The organism is Nonomuraea sp. NPDC059007, assembly GCF_042740555.1.
In the GTDB taxonomy this organism is placed as follows: domain Bacteria; phylum Actinomycetota; class Actinomycetes; order Streptosporangiales; family Streptosporangiaceae; genus Nonomuraea.
Map to the genome: position 1 here is coordinate 17,359 of NZ_JBHYJD010000080.1, position 17,114 is coordinate 34,472.

The 17,114-nt window shown below is 71.2% G+C and carries 16 protein-coding genes; 12 read left to right on the forward strand and 4 right to left on the reverse strand.

The window, feature by feature from the left end:
- The first annotated feature begins 55 nt into the window (after positions 1 to 55).
- Genes ACFWY5_RS54985 through ACFWY5_RS55000 form a run of 4 tightly spaced genes read left to right on the forward strand, consistent with a single transcriptional unit; the run spans position 56 to position 3,616 of the window.
- Positions 56 to 1,171 carry a hypothetical protein gene (locus tag ACFWY5_RS54985; protein WP_379639936.1) on the forward strand — a complete coding sequence of 372 codons (1,116 nt, stop codon included), beginning with the start codon at positions 56 to 58 and terminating at the stop codon, positions 1,169 to 1,171.
- Positions 1,171 to 2,688, forward strand: a complete 1,518-nt coding sequence (locus tag ACFWY5_RS54990; protein ID WP_379615003.1) for an Hsp70 family protein — start codon at positions 1,171 to 1,173, stop codon at positions 2,686 to 2,688. The genes ACFWY5_RS54985 and ACFWY5_RS54990 overlap by 1 nt, the downstream gene beginning before the upstream one ends.
- A complete protein-coding gene (locus ACFWY5_RS54995; RefSeq protein WP_379615001.1) occupies positions 2,685 to 3,116 on the forward strand; it encodes a nucleotide exchange factor GrpE in 432 nt (143 codons plus the stop codon). The genes ACFWY5_RS54990 and ACFWY5_RS54995 overlap by 4 nt, the downstream gene beginning before the upstream one ends.
- Positions 3,113 to 3,616, forward strand: coding sequence for a hypothetical protein (locus ACFWY5_RS55000; protein ID WP_379639937.1), 504 nt, complete (start codon positions 3,113 to 3,115; stop codon positions 3,614 to 3,616). Before ACFWY5_RS54995 ends, ACFWY5_RS55000 begins: the two co-directional genes overlap by 4 nt.
- A gap of 29 nt (positions 3,617 to 3,645) precedes the next feature.
- Here the strand turns inward: ACFWY5_RS55000 and ilvD are convergent, their stop codons facing one another.
- Positions 3,646 to 5,499 carry a dihydroxy-acid dehydratase gene (ilvD, locus tag ACFWY5_RS55005; protein ID WP_379639939.1) on the reverse strand — a complete coding sequence of 618 codons (1,854 nt, stop codon included), beginning with the start codon at positions 5,497 to 5,499 and terminating at the stop codon, positions 3,646 to 3,648.
- A 121-nt stretch (positions 5,500 to 5,620) separates the two neighbouring features.
- On the opposite strand from ilvD, the gene ACFWY5_RS55010 reads away from it, so the two are divergent.
- The gene (locus ACFWY5_RS55010; protein ID WP_379639940.1) at positions 5,621 to 8,350 is read left to right on the forward strand and encodes a hypothetical protein; all 2,730 of its coding nucleotides are present in this window, start codon (positions 5,621 to 5,623) and stop codon (positions 8,348 to 8,350) included.
- Here the strand turns inward: ACFWY5_RS55010 and ACFWY5_RS55015 are convergent, their stop codons facing one another.
- On the reverse strand, positions 8,351 to 9,127 hold the full coding sequence (locus ACFWY5_RS55015) for a thioesterase family protein (RefSeq protein WP_379639941.1): 777 nt from the start codon (positions 9,125 to 9,127) through the stop codon (positions 8,351 to 8,353). It lies immediately after the preceding gene.
- Between the two features lie 73 nt (positions 9,128 to 9,200).
- Between ACFWY5_RS55015 and ACFWY5_RS55020 the strand changes: the two genes are divergently transcribed.
- Positions 9,201 to 9,956, forward strand: coding sequence for a TetR/AcrR family transcriptional regulator (locus ACFWY5_RS55020; RefSeq protein WP_379639942.1), 756 nt, complete (start codon positions 9,201 to 9,203; stop codon positions 9,954 to 9,956).
- Here the strand turns inward: ACFWY5_RS55020 and ACFWY5_RS55025 are convergent.
- On the reverse strand, positions 9,883 to 10,716 hold the full coding sequence (locus ACFWY5_RS55025; RefSeq protein WP_379639943.1) for a nuclease-related domain-containing protein: 834 nt from the start codon (positions 10,714 to 10,716) through the stop codon (positions 9,883 to 9,885). The genes ACFWY5_RS55020 and ACFWY5_RS55025 overlap by 74 nt on opposite strands.
- Positions 10,717 to 10,856: 140 nt before the next feature.
- On the opposite strand from ACFWY5_RS55025, the gene ACFWY5_RS55030 reads away from it, so the two are divergent.
- Both ACFWY5_RS55030 and ACFWY5_RS55035 read left to right on the forward strand, forming a co-directional pair.
- The gene (locus tag ACFWY5_RS55030) at positions 10,857 to 12,263 is read left to right on the forward strand and encodes an amidase (RefSeq protein WP_379639944.1); all 1,407 of its coding nucleotides are present in this window, start codon (positions 10,857 to 10,859) and stop codon (positions 12,261 to 12,263) included.
- 54 nt (positions 12,264 to 12,317) lie between these two features.
- Positions 12,318 to 13,013 carry a winged helix-turn-helix domain-containing protein gene (locus ACFWY5_RS55035; RefSeq protein ID WP_379614985.1) on the forward strand — a complete coding sequence of 232 codons (696 nt, stop codon included), beginning with the start codon at positions 12,318 to 12,320 and terminating at the stop codon, positions 13,011 to 13,013.
- Here the strand turns inward: ACFWY5_RS55035 and ACFWY5_RS55040 are convergent.
- Entirely contained in the window at positions 13,010 to 14,563 is a 1,554-nt protein-coding gene (locus ACFWY5_RS55040; protein ID WP_379639945.1) for a serine/threonine-protein kinase, read from the reverse strand. The two genes, ACFWY5_RS55035 and ACFWY5_RS55040, sit on opposite strands and share 4 nt — an antisense overlap.
- Positions 14,564 to 14,566: 3 nt before the next feature.
- Between ACFWY5_RS55040 and ACFWY5_RS55045 the strand changes: the two genes are divergently transcribed.
- The 4 genes from ACFWY5_RS55045 (at position 14,567) to ACFWY5_RS55060 (ending at position 17,018) form a co-directional block, all read left to right on the forward strand.
- Positions 14,567 to 14,857, forward strand: a complete 291-nt coding sequence (locus tag ACFWY5_RS55045; protein ID WP_379614981.1) for a hypothetical protein — start codon at positions 14,567 to 14,569, stop codon at positions 14,855 to 14,857.
- Between the two features lie 4 nt (positions 14,858 to 14,861).
- On the forward strand, positions 14,862 to 15,224 hold the full coding sequence (locus tag ACFWY5_RS55050; RefSeq protein WP_379614979.1) for a DUF5130 family protein: 363 nt from the start codon (positions 14,862 to 14,864) through the stop codon (positions 15,222 to 15,224).
- Positions 15,225 to 15,386: 162 nt separating this feature from the next.
- A complete protein-coding gene (locus tag ACFWY5_RS55055; protein WP_379639947.1) occupies positions 15,387 to 16,340 on the forward strand; it encodes a response regulator transcription factor in 954 nt (317 codons plus the stop codon).
- A 192-nt stretch (positions 16,341 to 16,532) separates the two neighbouring features.
- A complete protein-coding gene (locus ACFWY5_RS55060) occupies positions 16,533 to 17,018 on the forward strand; it encodes a helix-turn-helix transcriptional regulator (protein ID WP_379614975.1) in 486 nt (161 codons plus the stop codon).
- Positions 17,019 to 17,114: the final 96 nt, after the last annotated feature.

Genomic DNA, 17,114 nt, shown 5'->3' on the forward strand with positions numbered 1-17,114 from the left:
GCGGGCCGCGATCTGGCTTCCGAGCATGGAGATCCCCCGGTCATGGAGACGCGGCATGGACAACTACTACGCCATCGTCGGCGCGGAGCGTAACGACCCGGCCGACGTCATCAAGAAGAAGATCACCAACGAGCTCCGGCAGTGGCAGAAGCGCACCAACAGCTCCGACCTCAGCAAGCGGCAGGAGGCCGAGCAGAAGGTGGCGCTTCTGACCAAGGCCAGGGAGATCCTGCTCGACGACGCCCGGCGCCAGGGCTACGACCTCCAGCTCAACGCGTTCCTGGCCGCGGGCGGCGGCTCCCAGACGCCGGTCACCGCCTCGTCCGCGAGCGGCGACTGGCTGCAGCAGGCCCGCGACCACCTCGCCGTCGGCGACTACAACTCCGCCGCCTACTGCGCCCGCGAGGCGCGCAACACGCTCGGCGCCTCCGCCGAGGTCTGGAGCCTGTTGGCACGTGCCAACGCGGGCCTGGGCAACCTCAACGAGGCGCTGTACGAGGCGCAGCAGGCCACCTCGCTCGACGTGGCCAACCCCGACCGGCAACTGGAGCTCGGCGGCGTCTACGAGGAACTGGAGCAGTGGGACCGGGCGCTGTCCTGCTACGAGCAGGTGAACCGGCTGACCGGCGGCTCGGAGGAGGCCGACCTGGGCATCGCCGGCTCCCTGGCGAACCAGGGCCGCTACACCGAGGCCATCCCGGTGCTGGAGAAGCTCCACCTGCACGGCTCCAACAAGCGCATGGCCGCCTACTACCTGGCCGACGTGCTGCTCGCGCACGCCGAGACGATCCCGGTGGCCAAGCAGGATGACGGGTACTACATCACCTCGGCCGAGGAGATCGCGCAGATCCGGATCGTGCTGAACCGGGTCAGGACGCTGAGCGACGACGAGCAGATCATGATGCGCCTCGCCGACCAGGAACAGTACTTGATCGCGATGGAGACCAAGCACCTGTTCGGCGTGACCGCCTGGAAGATCACCAAGACCGTGATCCTCTGGGCGGTCATCGCCTTCGTCATCGTCGGCATCCTGAGCAACGCGGGGACCGGTGGGTTCTTCCTGGGCGTGCTGCTCGGCGGCGGCGTCGCCTGGCTGCGCATCCACCTCCAGATCCGCAACCACTACCTTCCGCAGTGGCGCATCAACGCCAAGATCGTCCGGGTGCGCTGATGGCGGTCATCGGCATCGACCTCGGCACCACGTACTCGGCCACGGCCGTCGTGCGCGGGCCCTCCCCCGAGATCCTGGAGAACCGCGAGGGCGAACGGCTCACGCCGTCCGTCGTGGTCTTCGAGAACGGCACGCCGCTGGTCGGCGTGGAGGCCAAGCGGCTGGCCGCCGTGCTGCCCGACGACTGCGTGGAGTTCGTCAAGCGGAAGATGGGCGAGCCGGGGGCGGCGTACGTGGACGCCGACGGCAAGGAGTACCGGGCGGAGGAGATCTCCGCGCTGGTGCTCAAGCGGCTGGCCGCCGACGCCTCCATGCAGCTCGGCGAGGAGGTCAGGGACGTCGTCGTCACGGTGCCCGCCTACTTCGACGACGCCCGCCGTACCGCGACCAAGGACGCCGGCGAGATCGCCGGGCTCAACGTGCTCGGCCTGATCAACGAGCCGACGGCGGCCGGGATCGCCTACGGGCTCAACAAGCAGCAGAGCGGCGTCTTCCTCGTCTACGACCTGGGCGGCGGCACCTTCGACGTGACGATCATGCGGGTGACCGGTACCGCGTCCGACATCATGGGGTTCGACATCATGGCCACCGGCGGCGACCGCAACCTCGGCGGCTTCGACTTCGACAACCTGCTCATGAGCCACGTCGCCAACCGCATCCGCGAGCAGGGCGGGCCGGAGGTGCGCGAGTCGGACAAGGGCGAGGCCGAGCTGCGCGGCCAGTGCGAGCAGGCCAAGCGGCGCCTGACCAGCATGCCGCAGACGATCGTGCGGGTCAGCGCCGAGGGCGGCGGCTTCCAGGTGCCGGTCACCAGGGCGGAGTTCGACGAGCTGACCGCGAGCCTGCTCAGCCGTACCGAGGTGACGGTCGAGGAGGTCATGGAGAAGGCCGGGGTCGACTGGGACAAGATCGACCGGATCCTGCTCGTGGGCGGCTCGACCCGGATGCCGATGGTCAGCACCATGGTGCGGCGCATGTCCGGCCGCGTGCCGGACATCGGCGTCAACCCGGACGAGGCGGTGGCGCTCGGCGCGGCCGTCTACGCCGACACGCTGGGCGCGGCGGCCGGCGGGGCGATCGCCCGCATCCCGGTCGCGGTCAGCGACGTGACCTCGCAGAGCCTCGGCACCATCGCGCTCAACGAGCGCAACATCGCGCAGAACTCCATCATCATCCCGGCCAACTCGAAGATCCCGGTGAAACGGGAGAAGAGCTTCTACACCGTCCAGCCCGGCCAGCGGGTGGTGGACTTCGAGCTGACCGAGGGCGACGACGAGGACCTGCGCTACGTGACGGTCCTGAAGTCGACGGAGCTGATGCTGCCGCCCGGCCTGCCGGACGAGGCCGAGATCCGCGTGGTCATGGCCTACGACATCGACGGCGTCGTGCACGCCGAGGTGTTCCTGGGCGCGACCGGGCAGTCGCTGGGCGCCGTCGAGCTGCAACGGGACAACAACCTGGGCGCCCACGCCGTCGAGCAGATGCGCAACGCGATGCGCGACCTGGAGATCCTATGAGTGAGGAACTGTCCGAGAAACTCGACGTCCTGACCGACCTGTTCAAACGGCGCCTGTCCGACGACCTGGACAAGCGCAAGCTCCTTGAGGAGCAGGCCCGCCGTATCCAGCAGGCGGAGGGCGCGCTCTTCCGCGACCTGCAGCTGCCGCTGGTGCTCGGCGTGGCCACCGTCATCGACCGGATCGACCGCCACGAGGGAGAGAAGGAGCTCGCCCTGGAGATCAGGGACGAACTGCTCGAACTGCTCGCCGCCAACGGCATCCGCGAGGTGCCCACCGACGCCGGCTTCGACCGCGCCACGCACGAGGCGGCGGCCGCCCGCCCGGAGGAGGGCAGCGAGCCGGGCACCATCCTCGAAGTGTGGAACCGCGGGTACGCGCGGCACGGCTGGGTGTTCAGGCCGGCCAGGGTGGTCGTGGCCCTGTGAGCGTCGCCCATCGCGAGGCCGCGATCAGGGGACTGGTCACGGCCTTTCGCGCCTACGCGCCCGTGGCCAGGAAGGTCGCGGCCGAGGCGCAGCTCGGGGCGGAACGCGACCGGCAACAAGCCGTCCGGCGGGCCGAGCGTACGGCCGAGGCCGAACGGCACCGGATCCAGGCCGCGGTGCGGCGGGCGATGGACGGCGCGAGGGAGACGGCGGCTGCCACAACCGCGGAACTCGCGCCCGGCGTCGCCGGCCTGCCCTTCTCCGGGGCCGAGTGGGGGTCTCTCGGCACCGCGGCCTCTTCACATGTGCGGGTCGGCGTCTGCGGCGAAGTGCCGGTCGTCGTCCCGCTCCTGCCCACCGCGGGCTGGTACGCCGCGGGGGACGGCGGCGCCGGCCTGGTCCTGGCCACGGCGCTCAGGGCGGTGGCGGCCACGCCGGCCGGCCGGGTCCAGGTGGACTCGTACGACCCTCCCTGCCGACCTCGAAGGGCGAGCTGGTGATTCCCGAGCGGGTGCCGGGCTTCGCCTCGCTACCGCTGGCCGAGATGTGACGACAGCTGCGTCAGGTCGCGCGAGGCGCCCGTCGAGGCCGATGTGGTCATCGCCGCGTAGGCCTGCAGCGCCGCGCTGACGGCGCGCTTGCGGTCGCGCGGGCGGTATCCGCCCAGCTCGGCCAGCAGGCGCTCGCGGCGGGCGGCCAGCTCGGCCTCGGGCACGCGCAACTCCAGCAGGCGGCCGGGGATGTCGATGTCGACGATGTCGCCGTCCTCCACCAGCGCGATCGCGCCGCCCTCCGCCGCCTCGGGCGAGGCGTGGCCGATCGACAGCCCCGAGGTGCCGCCGGAGAAGCGGCCGTCGGTGACCAGCGCGCAGACCTTGCCGAGGCCCTTGCCCTTCAGGAACGAGGTCGGGTAGAGCATCTCCTGCATGCCGGGTCCGCCCTTGGGGCCCTCGTAGCGGATGACCACCACGTCGCCCGCCTTGACCTTGCCGCCGAGGATGCCCTCGACCGCCTGGTCCTGCGACTCGAACACCACCGCTGGGCCGGAGAACTTCCAGATCGACTCGTCCACGCCGGCCGTCTTCACCACCGCGCCGTCGCGGGAGATGTTGCCGTAGAGCACGGCCAGGCCGCCGTCGGCGCTGTAGGCGTGCTCGCGGTCGCGGATGCAGCCTTCCGCGCGGTCGAGGTCGAGGTCGTCCCAGCGCTTGTCCTGGGAGTACGGCTTGACGGTGCGCACGTTTCCGGGCGCGGCGTGCCACAGCTCGACGGCCTCGGGCGTGACCGTCGGCGAGACGGGGTCCCACTCCTCGATGAGCGTGCCGATCGTGCCGCCCTTGACCGTCGGGACGTCGCGGTGGAGCAGCCCGGCGCGGTCGAGCTCGCCCAGGATGCCCGGGATGCCGCCGGCGCGGTGGACGTCCTCGACGTGGTACTTGTTCGTGGCCGGCGCCACCTTGCACAGGCACGGCACCCGCAGCGAGATCTCGTTGATCTCCTTGAGCCCGAAGTCGACCTCGCCCTCGCGGGCCGCGGCCAGGATGTGCAGGATCGTGTTGGTGGAGCCGCCCATGGCCACGTCGAGCGCCATCGCGTTCTCGAAGGCCTCGCGGGTGGCGATCGCGCGCGGCAGCACGCTGGCGTCGTCGTCCTCGTAGTAGCGCTTGGCCAGCTGGACGATCGTGCGGCCGGCGTCCTTGAAGAGCTGCTCGCGCCGCTTGTGCGTGGCCAGGATGGTGCCGTTGCCGGGCAGGGCCAGGCCGATCGCCTCGGCGAGGCAGTTCATGGAGTTGGCGGTGAACATGCCCGAGCACGAACCGCAGGTCGGGCAGGCGTTCTCCTCCATCTCCAGCAGCTCGGCGTCGGAGACGCTGTCGTCGGCGGAGGCGATCATCGGGTCGATGAGGTCGAGCTTCTTGCCAGGTGTCTTGCCCGCCTCCATGGGACCGCCGGAGACGAAGACGGTCGGGATGTTCAGCCGCATCGCGGCCAGCAGCATGCCCGGCGTGATCTTGTCGCAGTTGGAGACGCAGATCAGGGCGTCGGCGCAGTGGGCCTCGACCATGTACTCCACGGCGTCGGCGATCAGCTCGCGGCTGGGCAGCGAGTAGAGCATGCCGCCGTGGCCCATCGCGATGCCGTCGTCGACGGCGATCGTGTTGAACTCCCGCGGGATCGCGCCCGCCTCCCTGATCGCCCCGGCGACCACGTCGCCGACCTCGCGCAGATGCACATGGCCCGGCACGAACTGGGTGAAGCTGTTGGCCACCGCGATAATCGGTTTGCCGAAGTCGCTCCCGGCTACGCCGGTCGCCCGGAGGAGGGCCCGGGCTCCGGCCATGTTCCTACCGTGGGTGACCGTACGTGACCTGAGGGCGGGCATTGAGCTTCTCCCATCGTGAGTGAGTCTTCACATGGTACGGCTATCGCCCGACAGCTGAGACGCATGTCCACAGCTCGGGATAACGGTGACAAGATCGACCGACGGTGCTATCGAGGTTCGCATGACTTCGGGGCGCGTCGAGTCCGACCTCACGGCCAGGGTCGGCAACTTCATCCACACGATAGACCGGCTGTGCCGGCGACCGGCCCGGGGGGAGGGCGTGCAGGACTCCCCGCACGTCCCGGCCGGCTTCGAGCGGCAGGAGGAGGAACCCCAGGAACGCCCCCAGCACACCGGCCGCCGCGGCATCCCGATCATGCGCCTGCGCAACGCCGGCGACTGGCCCGACTTCCTGGTCAGGGACGCCGTCGCGTTACGGCCGGTGATCTCCACCCGCATCCGCCGCTCCAAACCCGAGATCGCGCCCGGCGACACCGTGCCCGTCATCCTGGCCAGGATCGTCGCCGACCTGAGCGCCGGCACCGAGCGGCGCTCCTCGGCCGACGGCAAGCTCAGGCGCATGCCCGGCCTGCGTTTCCCGCGCTACCGGATGACGGTGAAGGTCCTGGCCGCCTGGACGGCCCGGCACGCCGACGCCGGTCCCGACACCGAGGAGGCGGCCCGCGAGGCGCTGCGCGCGGTCGACCGTAGCTGGGGCTGGGGCATCGAGGCGGCCGAGCGGGGCGGCGAGAGCGTGCCGTTCCCGTTCAACGCCCTGCTCAGGCTGGCTCCGCCGTTCCTGCACGACTGGCGGCTCAGCGGGAAGGCGCTCCTGCTCAGCGGCCGGCTGCGCGCGCTGCGGACGGCGCTGGCCCAGGACGCGGCCAAGGCCGGGCTGCCCGCGCTGCTGGCCGACCTCGACCCGGCCGACTCCGGGCGGATCGACCGGCTGCTGCTGTCGGCCTTCCTCGACGACCTGAGCCGGCAGTACCGGCGCACGCCGCTGCACGTACGGGGCGCCGGGCACGTCTTCTACCCGCTGCTCCTGCTCAACGAGCACGGCGGGGAACTGGTCGAGCTGATCGCGGAGCGGCGCTCCAACCTGGAGTCGTTCGATCCGGTCGTGGTGGTGACCTACCTGCCCGGCGGGGACCCGCCCACCGCCGAGGAGGAGGACCCGGTCTCGGCGCTGATCCGCTGGCGGCGCGAGCTCGTCGCCTCCGGGCGGGCCGCGGCGCTGCAGGTGCTGCGCGAGCCGCTCGACGTGCGGGCGCCCGGCCTGCCGAAGGACCCGGTCGTGCTCAGCACCGCGAGCCGGTTCTGGGTGCCGCCCACCAGGAAGCCGCCCTGGTGGTCCACGCCGGTGGCGATCGCGTTGTTCTGGAGTGTGCTGGCCGCGGGCGCCGGCGCGTACGCGGGGCAGACCGTGGCCTGGCAGCGAACCTCGTGTGCCACCGGGCTGTGGACGCCGTGGGCGGAGTCGGGCAGGCAACTGATGGGCGCGGAGTGCGTCGGCGTGGCCGAGCCCGGGTACCTGTTCACGCCGAGCACCGCGGAGATCGCCCAGATTCACCGGCGCATCCACGAGGAGAACCAGCGGGCCGCCACCCTGCACGCCGATCAGGCGCAGGCGGCGCGGCCGTACGTGACGATCGTCTATCTCGCCGCGCTCACCTCGGGCAACCGCGACTCGCTCGCGGCGGTGCGCGAGGGCCTGGCGGGCGTGGCCATCGCGCAGAAGAACCAGAACGACTCCTCCGGCGCCAGCGAGCCCATCGTGCGGCTGCTGGTCGCCAACGGCGGCGGTCGCATGCAGTACGGCGAGGCCATCGCCCGCCTGCTCGTCTCCTCCAGCGAAGCCGAGGCGCCCATCGTCGGCGTCGTCGGGCTCGACCAGAGCCGCAGGCAGACCGTCGCCACCATCCACGCGCTCGGCAAGGCCGGGCTGCCCATGGTCGCCTCGACGCTCTCCGCCGACCGGCTGGTGGAGGAGTCGCCGTTCTACTTCCAGGTCGCGCCGCAGAACAGGCGCCAGGCCGCGGTCGCCGCCGCCTTCGCCACCACGCTCGGCCTGCCGGCGCGAGCACGCGTCTACTACTCCCACGACGTCAGCGACTACTACAGCGACAACCTGCGCAAACAGGTGTCCGCGCGCCTAGCCGAGGCCGGGTTCGCGGTGGACAACCGGCGCTTCACCCCCATCGGCAGTCCCAAGCCCGGCCCCGAGGACCCCAACGAGCACCCCTACGCCGGCGAGCCCCGCCAGGCCGGGGTGAGCGCGTGCGACGCGAAGGGCCTGGTGTACTTCGCCGGGCGCGGCATCCCCGACTTCCAGTCCTTCATCAAGGGCGTGAACGAGACCTGCCCGGCCACCCCGCCCACCATCCTGGCCGGGGATGACATCTCCCGCTACGCCGCCGACGTACGGCTGCGCGGCGAGGTGGGCCAGGTGCCCTTCTACTACCAGTCGTTCGCCGTGGCGCCCAACCGGTGCGGTCAGCCGCAGCCGCACGACTTCTACGACCAGCTCTTCCGCACGTTCACCTTCGAGTGCCAGGAGCCGGGCGCCGGGCGCACGCTCGACGGGCACGCCGCCCTGTCCTACGACGCCGCCGAGACGCTGATCACCGCGATCCGGCGGCTCGGCGGCCCGGTACGGCACGCGGTGCCCGTGAACTCGTACACGGTGTGGCGGCAGCTCAGCATGTTGCACACCGCCTCAGGCCCGGCGATCCAGGGGGCGACGGGCGGCATCGACTTCGGCGGCGGGACGGCCCGGCAGTACCCGCGCGACAAGCCCGTGCTGATCCTGCGCGCCAAGGGCGCCGAGCGCCCCGAGCAGGTGGGCTCCTGCGGCCCGCCCGCCGGGTCGAGCCCTTGGTGTTCCAAGGTGGCGGAGAAGTACCGGTGATCAGGCGGGCAGCCGGACCGCGGCCAGCTGGGTGGACTGGGCCACCAGGCGCCCCTTGTCATCCCAGACGTGGGCGACCTGGTCGATGCGGTCACCGCCGACGTCGGTGGCCTCCAGCTTGACGCGGACCGGCCCCGGCGCGGGCAGCCGGCGGATGTAGGCCGACAGCTGGATCGTGGGCATCCAGCCGGGCAGCCCCAGGTCGAAGGTGACCGGCGGCACCGGGTCGAGGGCCACGAGAAGGCTGAGCGGGTCCCAGTCGGAACCGTCGCCGAGGCGCTGCCAGGTGGCGATCACGCCTTTCCCGCTCGGCTGCCCGAACGCGAAGGCGAGGTGCCCGGGGTTGATGCGCTCCTCGACCACCCCCATCAGCGGCACGGGGAACGGCGCGCCCGGCGGGTCGACCGGCGACAGGAAACACTCCTGCTCGGGCGGCAGGTCCACCGGCTCCGAGGCCGTCCACCAGGGATCGGAGTCGTCGAGGCGGCCCAGCGTGATCAGGGCGGAGACGCGCGGCCTGCCCTCCTGCGACAGGTCGGCGCGCACCTGGGCGACGCTCTTGCCCACGCGCAGCCTGGTCACGCTCACCTCGGCGTGTCCGAAGCCGGGCGGCTCGATGAAGGCGCCGCTGACGGCGGTTACGTGGGGGTGCCCGGCGCCGGCCTCGGCAACCGCGGCGCGGCCCAGGACTGCCAGCAGGTAGCCGCCGTGCAGCTTGGTGCCCACGGCCCACTGGGGGTCGAGGGTGGCGGCGTATCCGCCGGTTTGAGGGGTCACAGCGGTCGCATCACGAAATATCGCCATGCGCTCAGGTTGACATCGTTAACTTAACAACGTCAATGTGAGATGCATGACCAGGACCAGAGCCCGGCGCGGCGAAGGAGCGCTCCTGCGCGAGGACATCCTGCGGGCAGCCGAGGACCTGCTGGCCGAGTCCGGCACCGAGGAGGCGCTGACCCTGCGGGCCGTCGCCGCCCGCGCCGGCATCTCGACGCCGTCCGTCTACCTGCACTTCGCCGACAAGGAAGCCCTGCTGGAGGCGGTCTGCCTGCGGGTCTGGGACGAGCTGGCCCGCCTGTTCCGCGAGAACGACCACGGCGACCCGTTCCGCGCCCTCGGCCGCTGCGGCCGGGCCTACGCGCGCTTCGCGCTGGCGCATCCCGTGCAGTACCGGGTGCTGCTCATGAAGCCGCCGCCGAGCGATCGCGCCGCCGCGCCCGAGGCGGCGGCCGTGCCCGAGGCGGCGGCGGCCTGCTTCGGGGGCATGGTGGCCGTCGTCGAGCGGTGCGTGGAGTCGGGCATCCTGCGCGGCGACCCGAGGCGGCTGGCGCTCACGCTGTGGTCGTCGATGCACGGGTGCGTCGCGCTGGTGCTGGCGCAGCCGGGCTTCCCGTGGCCGGACGTGGACGAACTGGTCGACCAGGCGGTGATCGTGGCGGGCTTCGGCAGCGCGATGCTGTCCCGGGTGCCGGAGACAGGCATCCCGGCCAGCGCCGAGCTGGCCGGGGACCTGGACGAACTGGCCGAACGCCTCAGCCGTCGCCGTAGCGAGGAGGAAGGACGCTCTCGGCGATCTCGTACAGGCGGTCGATCTCTTCCTGGGTGAGCGCGTGCTCCCGCTTCGTGATCCACTTGCGGGCCCTGGTGCCCTCGTAGACGTCGACGCCGCGGATGGTCATGACCTTCCACGGCACCGGCGGCCCGTAGATCGCCAGCGAGGGCACGACGGCGATCTCGCGGCCGAAGGCCTTGCTGATCAGCTCGCCGGCCTGCGAGGCCTCCAACTTGGCCTCGGTGATCCTGGGCTTCATGTCGAAGGGGCCGTGGAAGAGCTTCTTGCCCATCTGCACGCGCACCGGCAGCCGCTTGTCCCACTTCTCGGAGTCGACCGCGTAGATGCCGGTGGGGCCGATGACCAGGTGGTCGATCTGGGCCTCGCTGCCGGGGATCGCGCGGGCGTGGAGCGTGCGGTAGCCGCTGCGTTCGAGTCTCTTGAGCTGGCCTTCCGTACGGCGTTCCGCCACGGAGGAACGGCGCCAGGCGGGCACGGTCGAGGCGGATCGGGCACGGTAGACGGTGTCGGCGATGGCCGCGACGATGGCCGCGGTGACGCCGATACGCCAGTCCCGGACGAGGATCCCGACGACCACGCCGACGCCGATCGCCAGCAGCGCGCGGTTGCGCAGGCGGCGATATCGAGGCTGCCGTAGCAGCGCGCGCACCGAGGCGCGCTCGATGGGGGCATACGTCGACGCGGGCGTCGCGGCCGGCGACTTCTTGGCCGCGGGGGCCTCATCTTCCGGCCTGTCGCTCACCCAGATCGGTGACGTATTGTGACCGTCTTCTCGCTGGAGGTCGGAGTCCACGTAACTCAAGGTAGCTTGCTGATCGTCGGGTTTCCTAGTGTTAGGGCGTCCATACTTTTATGGCCCAGGTCATCGTGTTCCCCGTCCGATTTCCGGGTATCTATTACATTCTCTGCTAGAGATCCCTACTGTTCAGTAGTGTGAGTGCGATTCACGATCTTTCGGCGCTTGACCAGGGCAAAGCGATCAGGAACGGCGAGTTGTCGCCGGTCGAGCTGACCCGTCACTACCTTGATCGAATCGACCGTCTCGACGCCGAGGTGGGCGCGTACGTCACCGTCACGGCGGAGCGGGCGATCGCCCAGGCACGGGCGCTGGAGAAGGCCCTGCCCGACGGCCCGCTGGCCGGGGTCCCGGTGCCGATCAAGGACCTGAATCTGGTCAAGGACGTGCCGATCATGTTCGGATCGGGCAGCTACCAGGGCTTCGTCGCGCCGGTCGACGACACCGTGGTCGAACGGCTGCGCGCGGCCGGCACGGTCATGCTCGGCAAGACGGCGACGCCCGAGTTCGGACTCCCTTGCTACACAGAGACATATTTGTCACCCCCATCCCGGACGCCGTGGGACCTCACGCGCTCGGCGGGCGGTTCGAGCGGCGGCGCGGCGGCTGCCGTGGCCGCCGGTCTGGCGCCCCTGGCGCAGGGTAGCGACGGCGCGGGCTCGATCAGGATCCCGTCCTCCGTGTGCGGCCTGTTCGGCATCAAGCCGACCCGCGGCCGCATCAGCTTCGCCCCGATCATCCCTGACCTCGCGGGAATGTCGACCAACGGGCCGATCGCCCGGAATGTCGCCGACGCCGCGGCCCTGCTCGACGTGATGGCCCACAACAACCCCGGCGACCTCTACCTCGCCCCGCCTCAGGAGGGCACCTTCCTGGAGTGCGCCACCCGGCAGCCGGGACGGCTGCGCGTCGCCCGCTACGCCGAGCCCGTGGTGCCGGGCACCGAGGTGGACCCCGAGGTCATGGCGGCCTACGAGGAGGCGTCGAAGACGCTGGCCGCGCTCGGGCACGAGGTCGTCGACATCGCGCCGCCGTTCGGGCCCGAGCTGGTGCCGCGGTTCGTGACGCTCTGGTACGCCTTCGCCTGCATGCATCCGGTCGCCGACGACCGGCAGGACACGCTCAGGCCGCTGACCCGATGGCTGCGCGAGCGCGGCTTCGCCACCCCGGCGCCGTCCTTCCTCCAGGCGCAGTCGGCGCTCCAGCTCGCCACGCGGATCGCGCTCACGGTCACCAACGCCTACGACGCCGTCCTCACCCCGACCGTCACCCTGCCGCCCCGGCCCGTCGGCTGGTTCGAGGAGGGCGACGACCCCGAGCTGACGTTCGAGCGGATGAAGCGCTTCGCCGCCTTCCCGGCGATCTACAACGTCTCCGGGCAGCCGGCGGTGAACCTGCCGCTCTACTGGACCGAGGACGCGTTGCCGATCGGGGTCATGCTGGCCGGCCGTACCGGGGAGGAAGGGGTTTTGATCTCCTTGTCGGCCCAGGTCGAGGCGTACCGGGGCGGATTCTGGGGTGATCGGCGGCCCGAGGTCTGGTAACCCTGGAACCTTACAGATGGCCGCACAGAGGGCGAGGACGTTACAACCATGGCCATGCGCACCGTTCTCATCCAGACCGACACGGCTGTGGCGGCCGAGCTCAATCCCGGTGAATCCGCCACGTTCGGCCGCGGCGCAGACGACGTCCCGGTGGACATCGTGATCGCCGACCGGGCCGTGTCGCGCATGGCCGGGCGCATCACCGCCGTCGACGACTACTGGCTGATCGCCAACCTCACCACCGACCGCACCTACGTCGTCGAGAACCCCGAGGGCGGCGGCGAGTTCGTCAAGGTGCCGCCGCAGCGGATGGGCATGCCGGTGCCGTTCGAGTTCTCGCGGGTGATCCTTCCCGCCGAGCACGGCACGACCGGCTTTCTCGTCTTCGCCCCCGAGCACGTGTACGGCAAGGCCGCCACCGTCGCCGGATCGGGGGCGACCACCATGGGCGTCTTCCCGCTGGACCGGACCGCCAAGTACTTCCTCATCCTGGTCGCGCTCTGCGAGCCCCGGCTGCGCGACCCGTCCAGCACCGTGGTGCCGACGGTGCCGCAGCTCATCGAGCGGCTGTCGGGACACGGCCTGACCAGGAGCGGAGCCAACTTCCACATCGACTACCTGGCCAGGACGAAGCTGCGGGTGAAGCAGGCCGACGAGGGAGGCAAGGCCGACTGGCAGCGTGCCGCCCTGATCAACCTGGCGCTCCGCTTCAACCTGGTGATCGACACGGATCTGCGGCTGCTGCCTTAGCTCTTCTGGTACTCGCCCCGATATTTCATGATCAGGTCCACTCGCTCCTTCGTGAACGAAGGGATGCCCTTGGAGCGCTTCATCGGCTCCACGCCGGACAGGAAGAGCGCGGCCAGGTTGGCCGCCGGATCGCCCTTGATGTTGGAGATCTGCGGCCCGAGTGCGCAGAAGAAGCGGCCCATGGACTGCACGGACAGCTCCACGCTGTACGGCGGGCGCGGCTCGGGCTGGGCGAGACCGTACGGCTGCCAGTGCCGCAGCACTCTGGGGGTCCAGCGGGCGATGCCGAACTCGTCGTTCTCCTTGTCGGTCAGGTCGGGGTCGAAGTCGCTCATGACCTTCAGCACCGCCGCGATGAGCGCGGGCGAGAGGCCCTTGACGTCGGCGCACCAGGTTCCGGCCTCGACGATCATCTGGCGGTACTGCTGGGGCACCGGGGCGTCGTCGCGCAGGTCGTTGTGCGGCTGGGCCGCCGCGCTCGGGGTGGTGCCGCCGGTGCCGGGCGGCTGCTCGGGGCCGCCGCCGCGGGTCAGGATGACGGCCACGACCGCGCCCGCGAGCACCAGGGCCGTGCCGCCCGCCAGCAGCGCCTTGCCCGGTGGCGTACGCGGCTTGGCGGCCGTTTCCCCGGGCTTCGGCTCGGAGCCGTGGTCTGGTGGAGGGTCGGCGGCCACGTCCGGCTCGGTGCCGCGCAGGGCCGCGTCGAAGTCGGCCACGCTCCGCCAGCGCCGATCCGGGTCGGGGTCGATGGCCTTCATCACCGCCGCGCTGATCCGCTCGGGCACCTCGGGGCGCAGGCGGTGCGGCGCCAGCCGTACCGCGCCGGAGCCCGGAACCTGGCCCGTCAGCAGGTGATAGGCGAGGGCCCCCAGCCCGTGCACGTCGGCGCGCTCGTCGGGCGCGCCGTCGAGGCGCATCTGCTCGGGGGCCATGTAGCCGGGCGTGCCGGCGGCGATCGTGTGGCTCGTGGCATCGGCGAGCGCCCGCGCGACGCCGAGGTCGGCCACCATCGCCCGCTCGCCGCCGCCCGTCGCCGTGCGGAACAGCACGTTGGACGGCTTCAGGTCACGGTGCACGATGCCCAGTTGGTGGAGCTCGCCGACCCCGCCGGCGATCTCGGCGAGCAGCCGCAGTGTCTCCGGCACGGGCAGGGGTCCGTCCGCGAGGCGTCCGGCGAGTGTCCCCATGTCCGCATAGGTCATGACAAAGTACGGCCTGCCATCCGGAAGCTCGCCAATGTCATGAACCTGGACGATGTGCGGCGAGTCGGCCTGGCGCAGAAGCCTGGCCTCCTTGACGAAACGCTCCCGCACCGCGGGCTCCACCGACCAGTTCTCGGCGAGCACCTTGATGGCGACGTAAGACTGCAACTGGTCATCACGCGCCAGCCACACCGACGCGAAGGCGCCGGCACCGAGGGCACGCTCAACCGGGTAACGACCGATCGATTCTGGGGTGTCCACAGCAGTTTTGACCTCTTGTGGGGGATCTTGGTTCATGACTCTCTCATATGAGGTCTGGCCGGGCAGCCGAACCGGGATTACGGTCATGGTGTGAGCAGCGCGTGGCAGATCCTCGGCTTCCTCATCGGGGCCTCCCTCGGCATCTTCGTGCTGATCAGCCTGCTGGTCCTGGCGCCGGGGCGCGGCACCGCCCGCAGAGCGGCGGAAGGGCCGGTCTGGCTCGGCGGGCCGTCCAGAAGTGAGTCCGGCGTCAGCACCTCCGACCTGGTGCTGGCCGACCGGGCCGCCCACTGGGCGCAGACGCCGGATGTCGACTGGGTGGGCGCGGCCGAGACCGCGGAACCGGGCAGGAACATCGGCGGGGCGACGGCGGGATGGTGAGACGATGCGCGTACTGACCGCGGCCCAGGCCGACGACCTGCGCCAGGCCCTCCAGCTCGCCGAACGCCGCAGCGGGCTGCGCTTCGGCGTCTTCCTCGGCAGACCCGTCGGCGGGCGCCGCCACTTCGCCGAACGCCTGCACGCGGCGCTGGGCGACGACGCCGTCAACGGCGTGGTCGTCCTGGTGGACCTGGAGGGCAGGGCCCTGGAGATCGTGACCGGCGAGAGCGCCCGGCTGCGGCTGTCGGACGGGGCCTGCCGGCTGACCGCGATGTCGATGGCGACCGCGTTCAGCGTGGGCGATCTGGTCGGCGGTCTCCTGTACGGCATCGCCGCCCTGGGCGAACAGGCGACCGCCCGCCGCTGACCGATCCCCGGCCTCCCCTGAAACCCTCCAGGCTGTGCGCCTTCCCGGCTTCTCCTACAAAGGACATGTCAGGAAGTTCCACATAGATACGGGGGAGGAAGTCATGCTGTGGTTCGACGACGGCGTGGGCTGGGGCTGATCCCACGTCCATAGGAGGGTCCGATGGCGGAGAACAGCCTCGCCGGGCTGGTGAGCCCGCAGGCACAGGCGCTCTACGACCGGCTCACCTCCAGCGGCGCGCTGGAGCTGGACGTGGACGTCGACGGACAGGCCCCGGAGACCCTCGAACTGCTCTCGATGGGCGTCGCCTTCCGCGGAGGTGAGGGCGACGCCCTGCTCAGACCGGTCGGCATCGCCGCCGCCCTCCGCACGCTCCTCGACCGCGAACACGCCGAACTCACCGGCCGGCAGGCCCGCCTCGCCGCCGGCTGGCGCGCGCTCGCCGGCCGCTGGGGCGCCCAGGACGACCACTCCGCCTCGGCGCCGATCAGCGGCGTCCAGGTCATCCCGACGATGGCGGAGGCCGCCGCCAAGGCCGTGGAACTGTACGCCGCCGGGACCCGCCTCGTCCGCGCCGCCTTCACCGTCGCCTTCGAGACCGAGCCGACGCCGCACCGCCTCCTCCTCCCGCCCCCGGCCGCGCTGGAGGGCGGCGCCCGCTACCTCGGCCTGTACGACGCCGCCTACAGCAACGTCCCCTGGGGCCGGCGGCTGATGAGCGACTCGGCGGTGGCCGGTGAGACGGTACGGATGCGCAGAGCCATCCCCACCAAAATGATCCTGGTCGACGACGCGATGGCCCTGGTCGCCGCCACCGCGACCGGCCTGCCGGCCCTCCTCGTCACCTCGCCCGACCTGCTGAGGATGCTGGCGGACTGGTTCGACCTCATGTGGCGGGACTCGGTGGACGCCGAAGGCGAGGACATCCCCCTCACCAGGGCCCAGCGCCGGGTGGTGCTGCAACTGGCGGCGGGCAAGACGGACGAGCAGATCGCGCACGAGACGGGGATCAGCGTCCGCACGGTCCGGCGGCACATCGCAGTGGCCATGAGCGCCCTGGGCGCCGAAACCCGCTTCGCCGCCGGTGTGGCGGCCAGCCGTAAGGGCTGGATCTGACGTCCGGTGTACGGCACGGCCCCTCTCTCGCCGCCGGAACCCACCACCCGCGCACCCCGACCGGACTCCGAAGAATGCCGAGGGTCGGCGCGCACGCCCGGACCAGCCGGAGGCACCGCGCGACCGGGATGGGCGGCGCGGAGTCCGCACAGGCTTTCGAAAATTGTCGGTGCCAGGAGCTAGTGTTTGGGTATGGGTATCGATGTGAAGTCTCACACCCGCCCGCTGACGACCGCCGAAATCGCCGCCCTCGCCCTCTCCCTCGCGCACCTGGGAGCCGGCCCGCAGGCCGTCACCGCCCGGCGCGGCCTGCGCAACGTCTTCGAGCACCTCGACCTCGACGACGACGTCATCGCCACCACCCTGGCCACGCTCACCGATCCCCTGCCCTCCGACGTGGCCTCCCGCGCCCGCGTCATCGCCGACGCGATCACCAGCCGCCTCATGATCCGCCTGCACTACCAGGACGCCTCCGGCCACGTGACGATCCGCGACGTGGAGCCGGTGACCTGCCTGGTCCACCGGGAGTACTGGTACCTCGTGGGAGTGTGCCGGATGCGGCGCGGCATCCGGGCGTTCAGGTTCGACCGCGTCCTGGCCGTCGAACCCACGCTCACCCCGTCCCGCCCCCACCTGGCCGACCGCTTCCTCCCGTTCCAGCGCCGCAAGGTCGCCTGACCCCAGCCCGTGGGGGCCCCGCCACCCCCCCCCCCGGGGCCCCCGGGGGATACTGGGGGGTGGGTGTCCGACACCCCCCCCCGGGGGTGGGGTGGG

What these genes read in the sequence shown, in the direction of transcription:
- ACFWY5_RS55040 (WP_379639945.1), bottom strand. Translation starts at nt 14,563, where the DNA reads ATGACCGTAATCCCGGTTCGGCTGCCCGGCCAGACCTCATATGAGAGA.
- ACFWY5_RS55020 (WP_379639942.1), top strand. Translation starts at nt 9,201, where the DNA reads ATGACCAGGACCAGAGCCCGGCGCGGCGAAGGAGCGCTCCTGCGCGAG.
- ACFWY5_RS54985 (WP_379639936.1), top strand. Translation starts at nt 56, where the DNA reads ATGGACAACTACTACGCCATCGTCGGCGCGGAGCGTAACGACCCGGCC.
- ACFWY5_RS55010 (WP_379639940.1), top strand. Translation starts at nt 5,621, where the DNA reads ATGACTTCGGGGCGCGTCGAGTCCGACCTCACGGCCAGGGTCGGCAAC.
- ACFWY5_RS55060 (WP_379614975.1), top strand. Translation starts at nt 16,533, where the DNA reads ATGGGTATCGATGTGAAGTCTCACACCCGCCCGCTGACGACCGCCGAA.
- ACFWY5_RS55055 (WP_379639947.1), top strand. Translation starts at nt 15,387, where the DNA reads ATGGCGGAGAACAGCCTCGCCGGGCTGGTGAGCCCGCAGGCACAGGCG.
- ACFWY5_RS55035 (WP_379614985.1), top strand. Translation starts at nt 12,318, where the DNA reads ATGCGCACCGTTCTCATCCAGACCGACACGGCTGTGGCGGCCGAGCTC.
- ACFWY5_RS55050 (WP_379614979.1), top strand. Translation starts at nt 14,862, where the DNA reads ATGCGCGTACTGACCGCGGCCCAGGCCGACGACCTGCGCCAGGCCCTC.
- ACFWY5_RS54990 (WP_379615003.1), top strand. Translation starts at nt 1,171, where the DNA reads ATGGCGGTCATCGGCATCGACCTCGGCACCACGTACTCGGCCACGGCC.
- ilvD (WP_379639939.1), bottom strand. Translation starts at nt 5,499, where the DNA reads ATGCCCGCCCTCAGGTCACGTACGGTCACCCACGGTAGGAACATGGCC.
- ACFWY5_RS54995 (WP_379615001.1), top strand. Translation starts at nt 2,685, where the DNA reads ATGAGTGAGGAACTGTCCGAGAAACTCGACGTCCTGACCGACCTGTTC.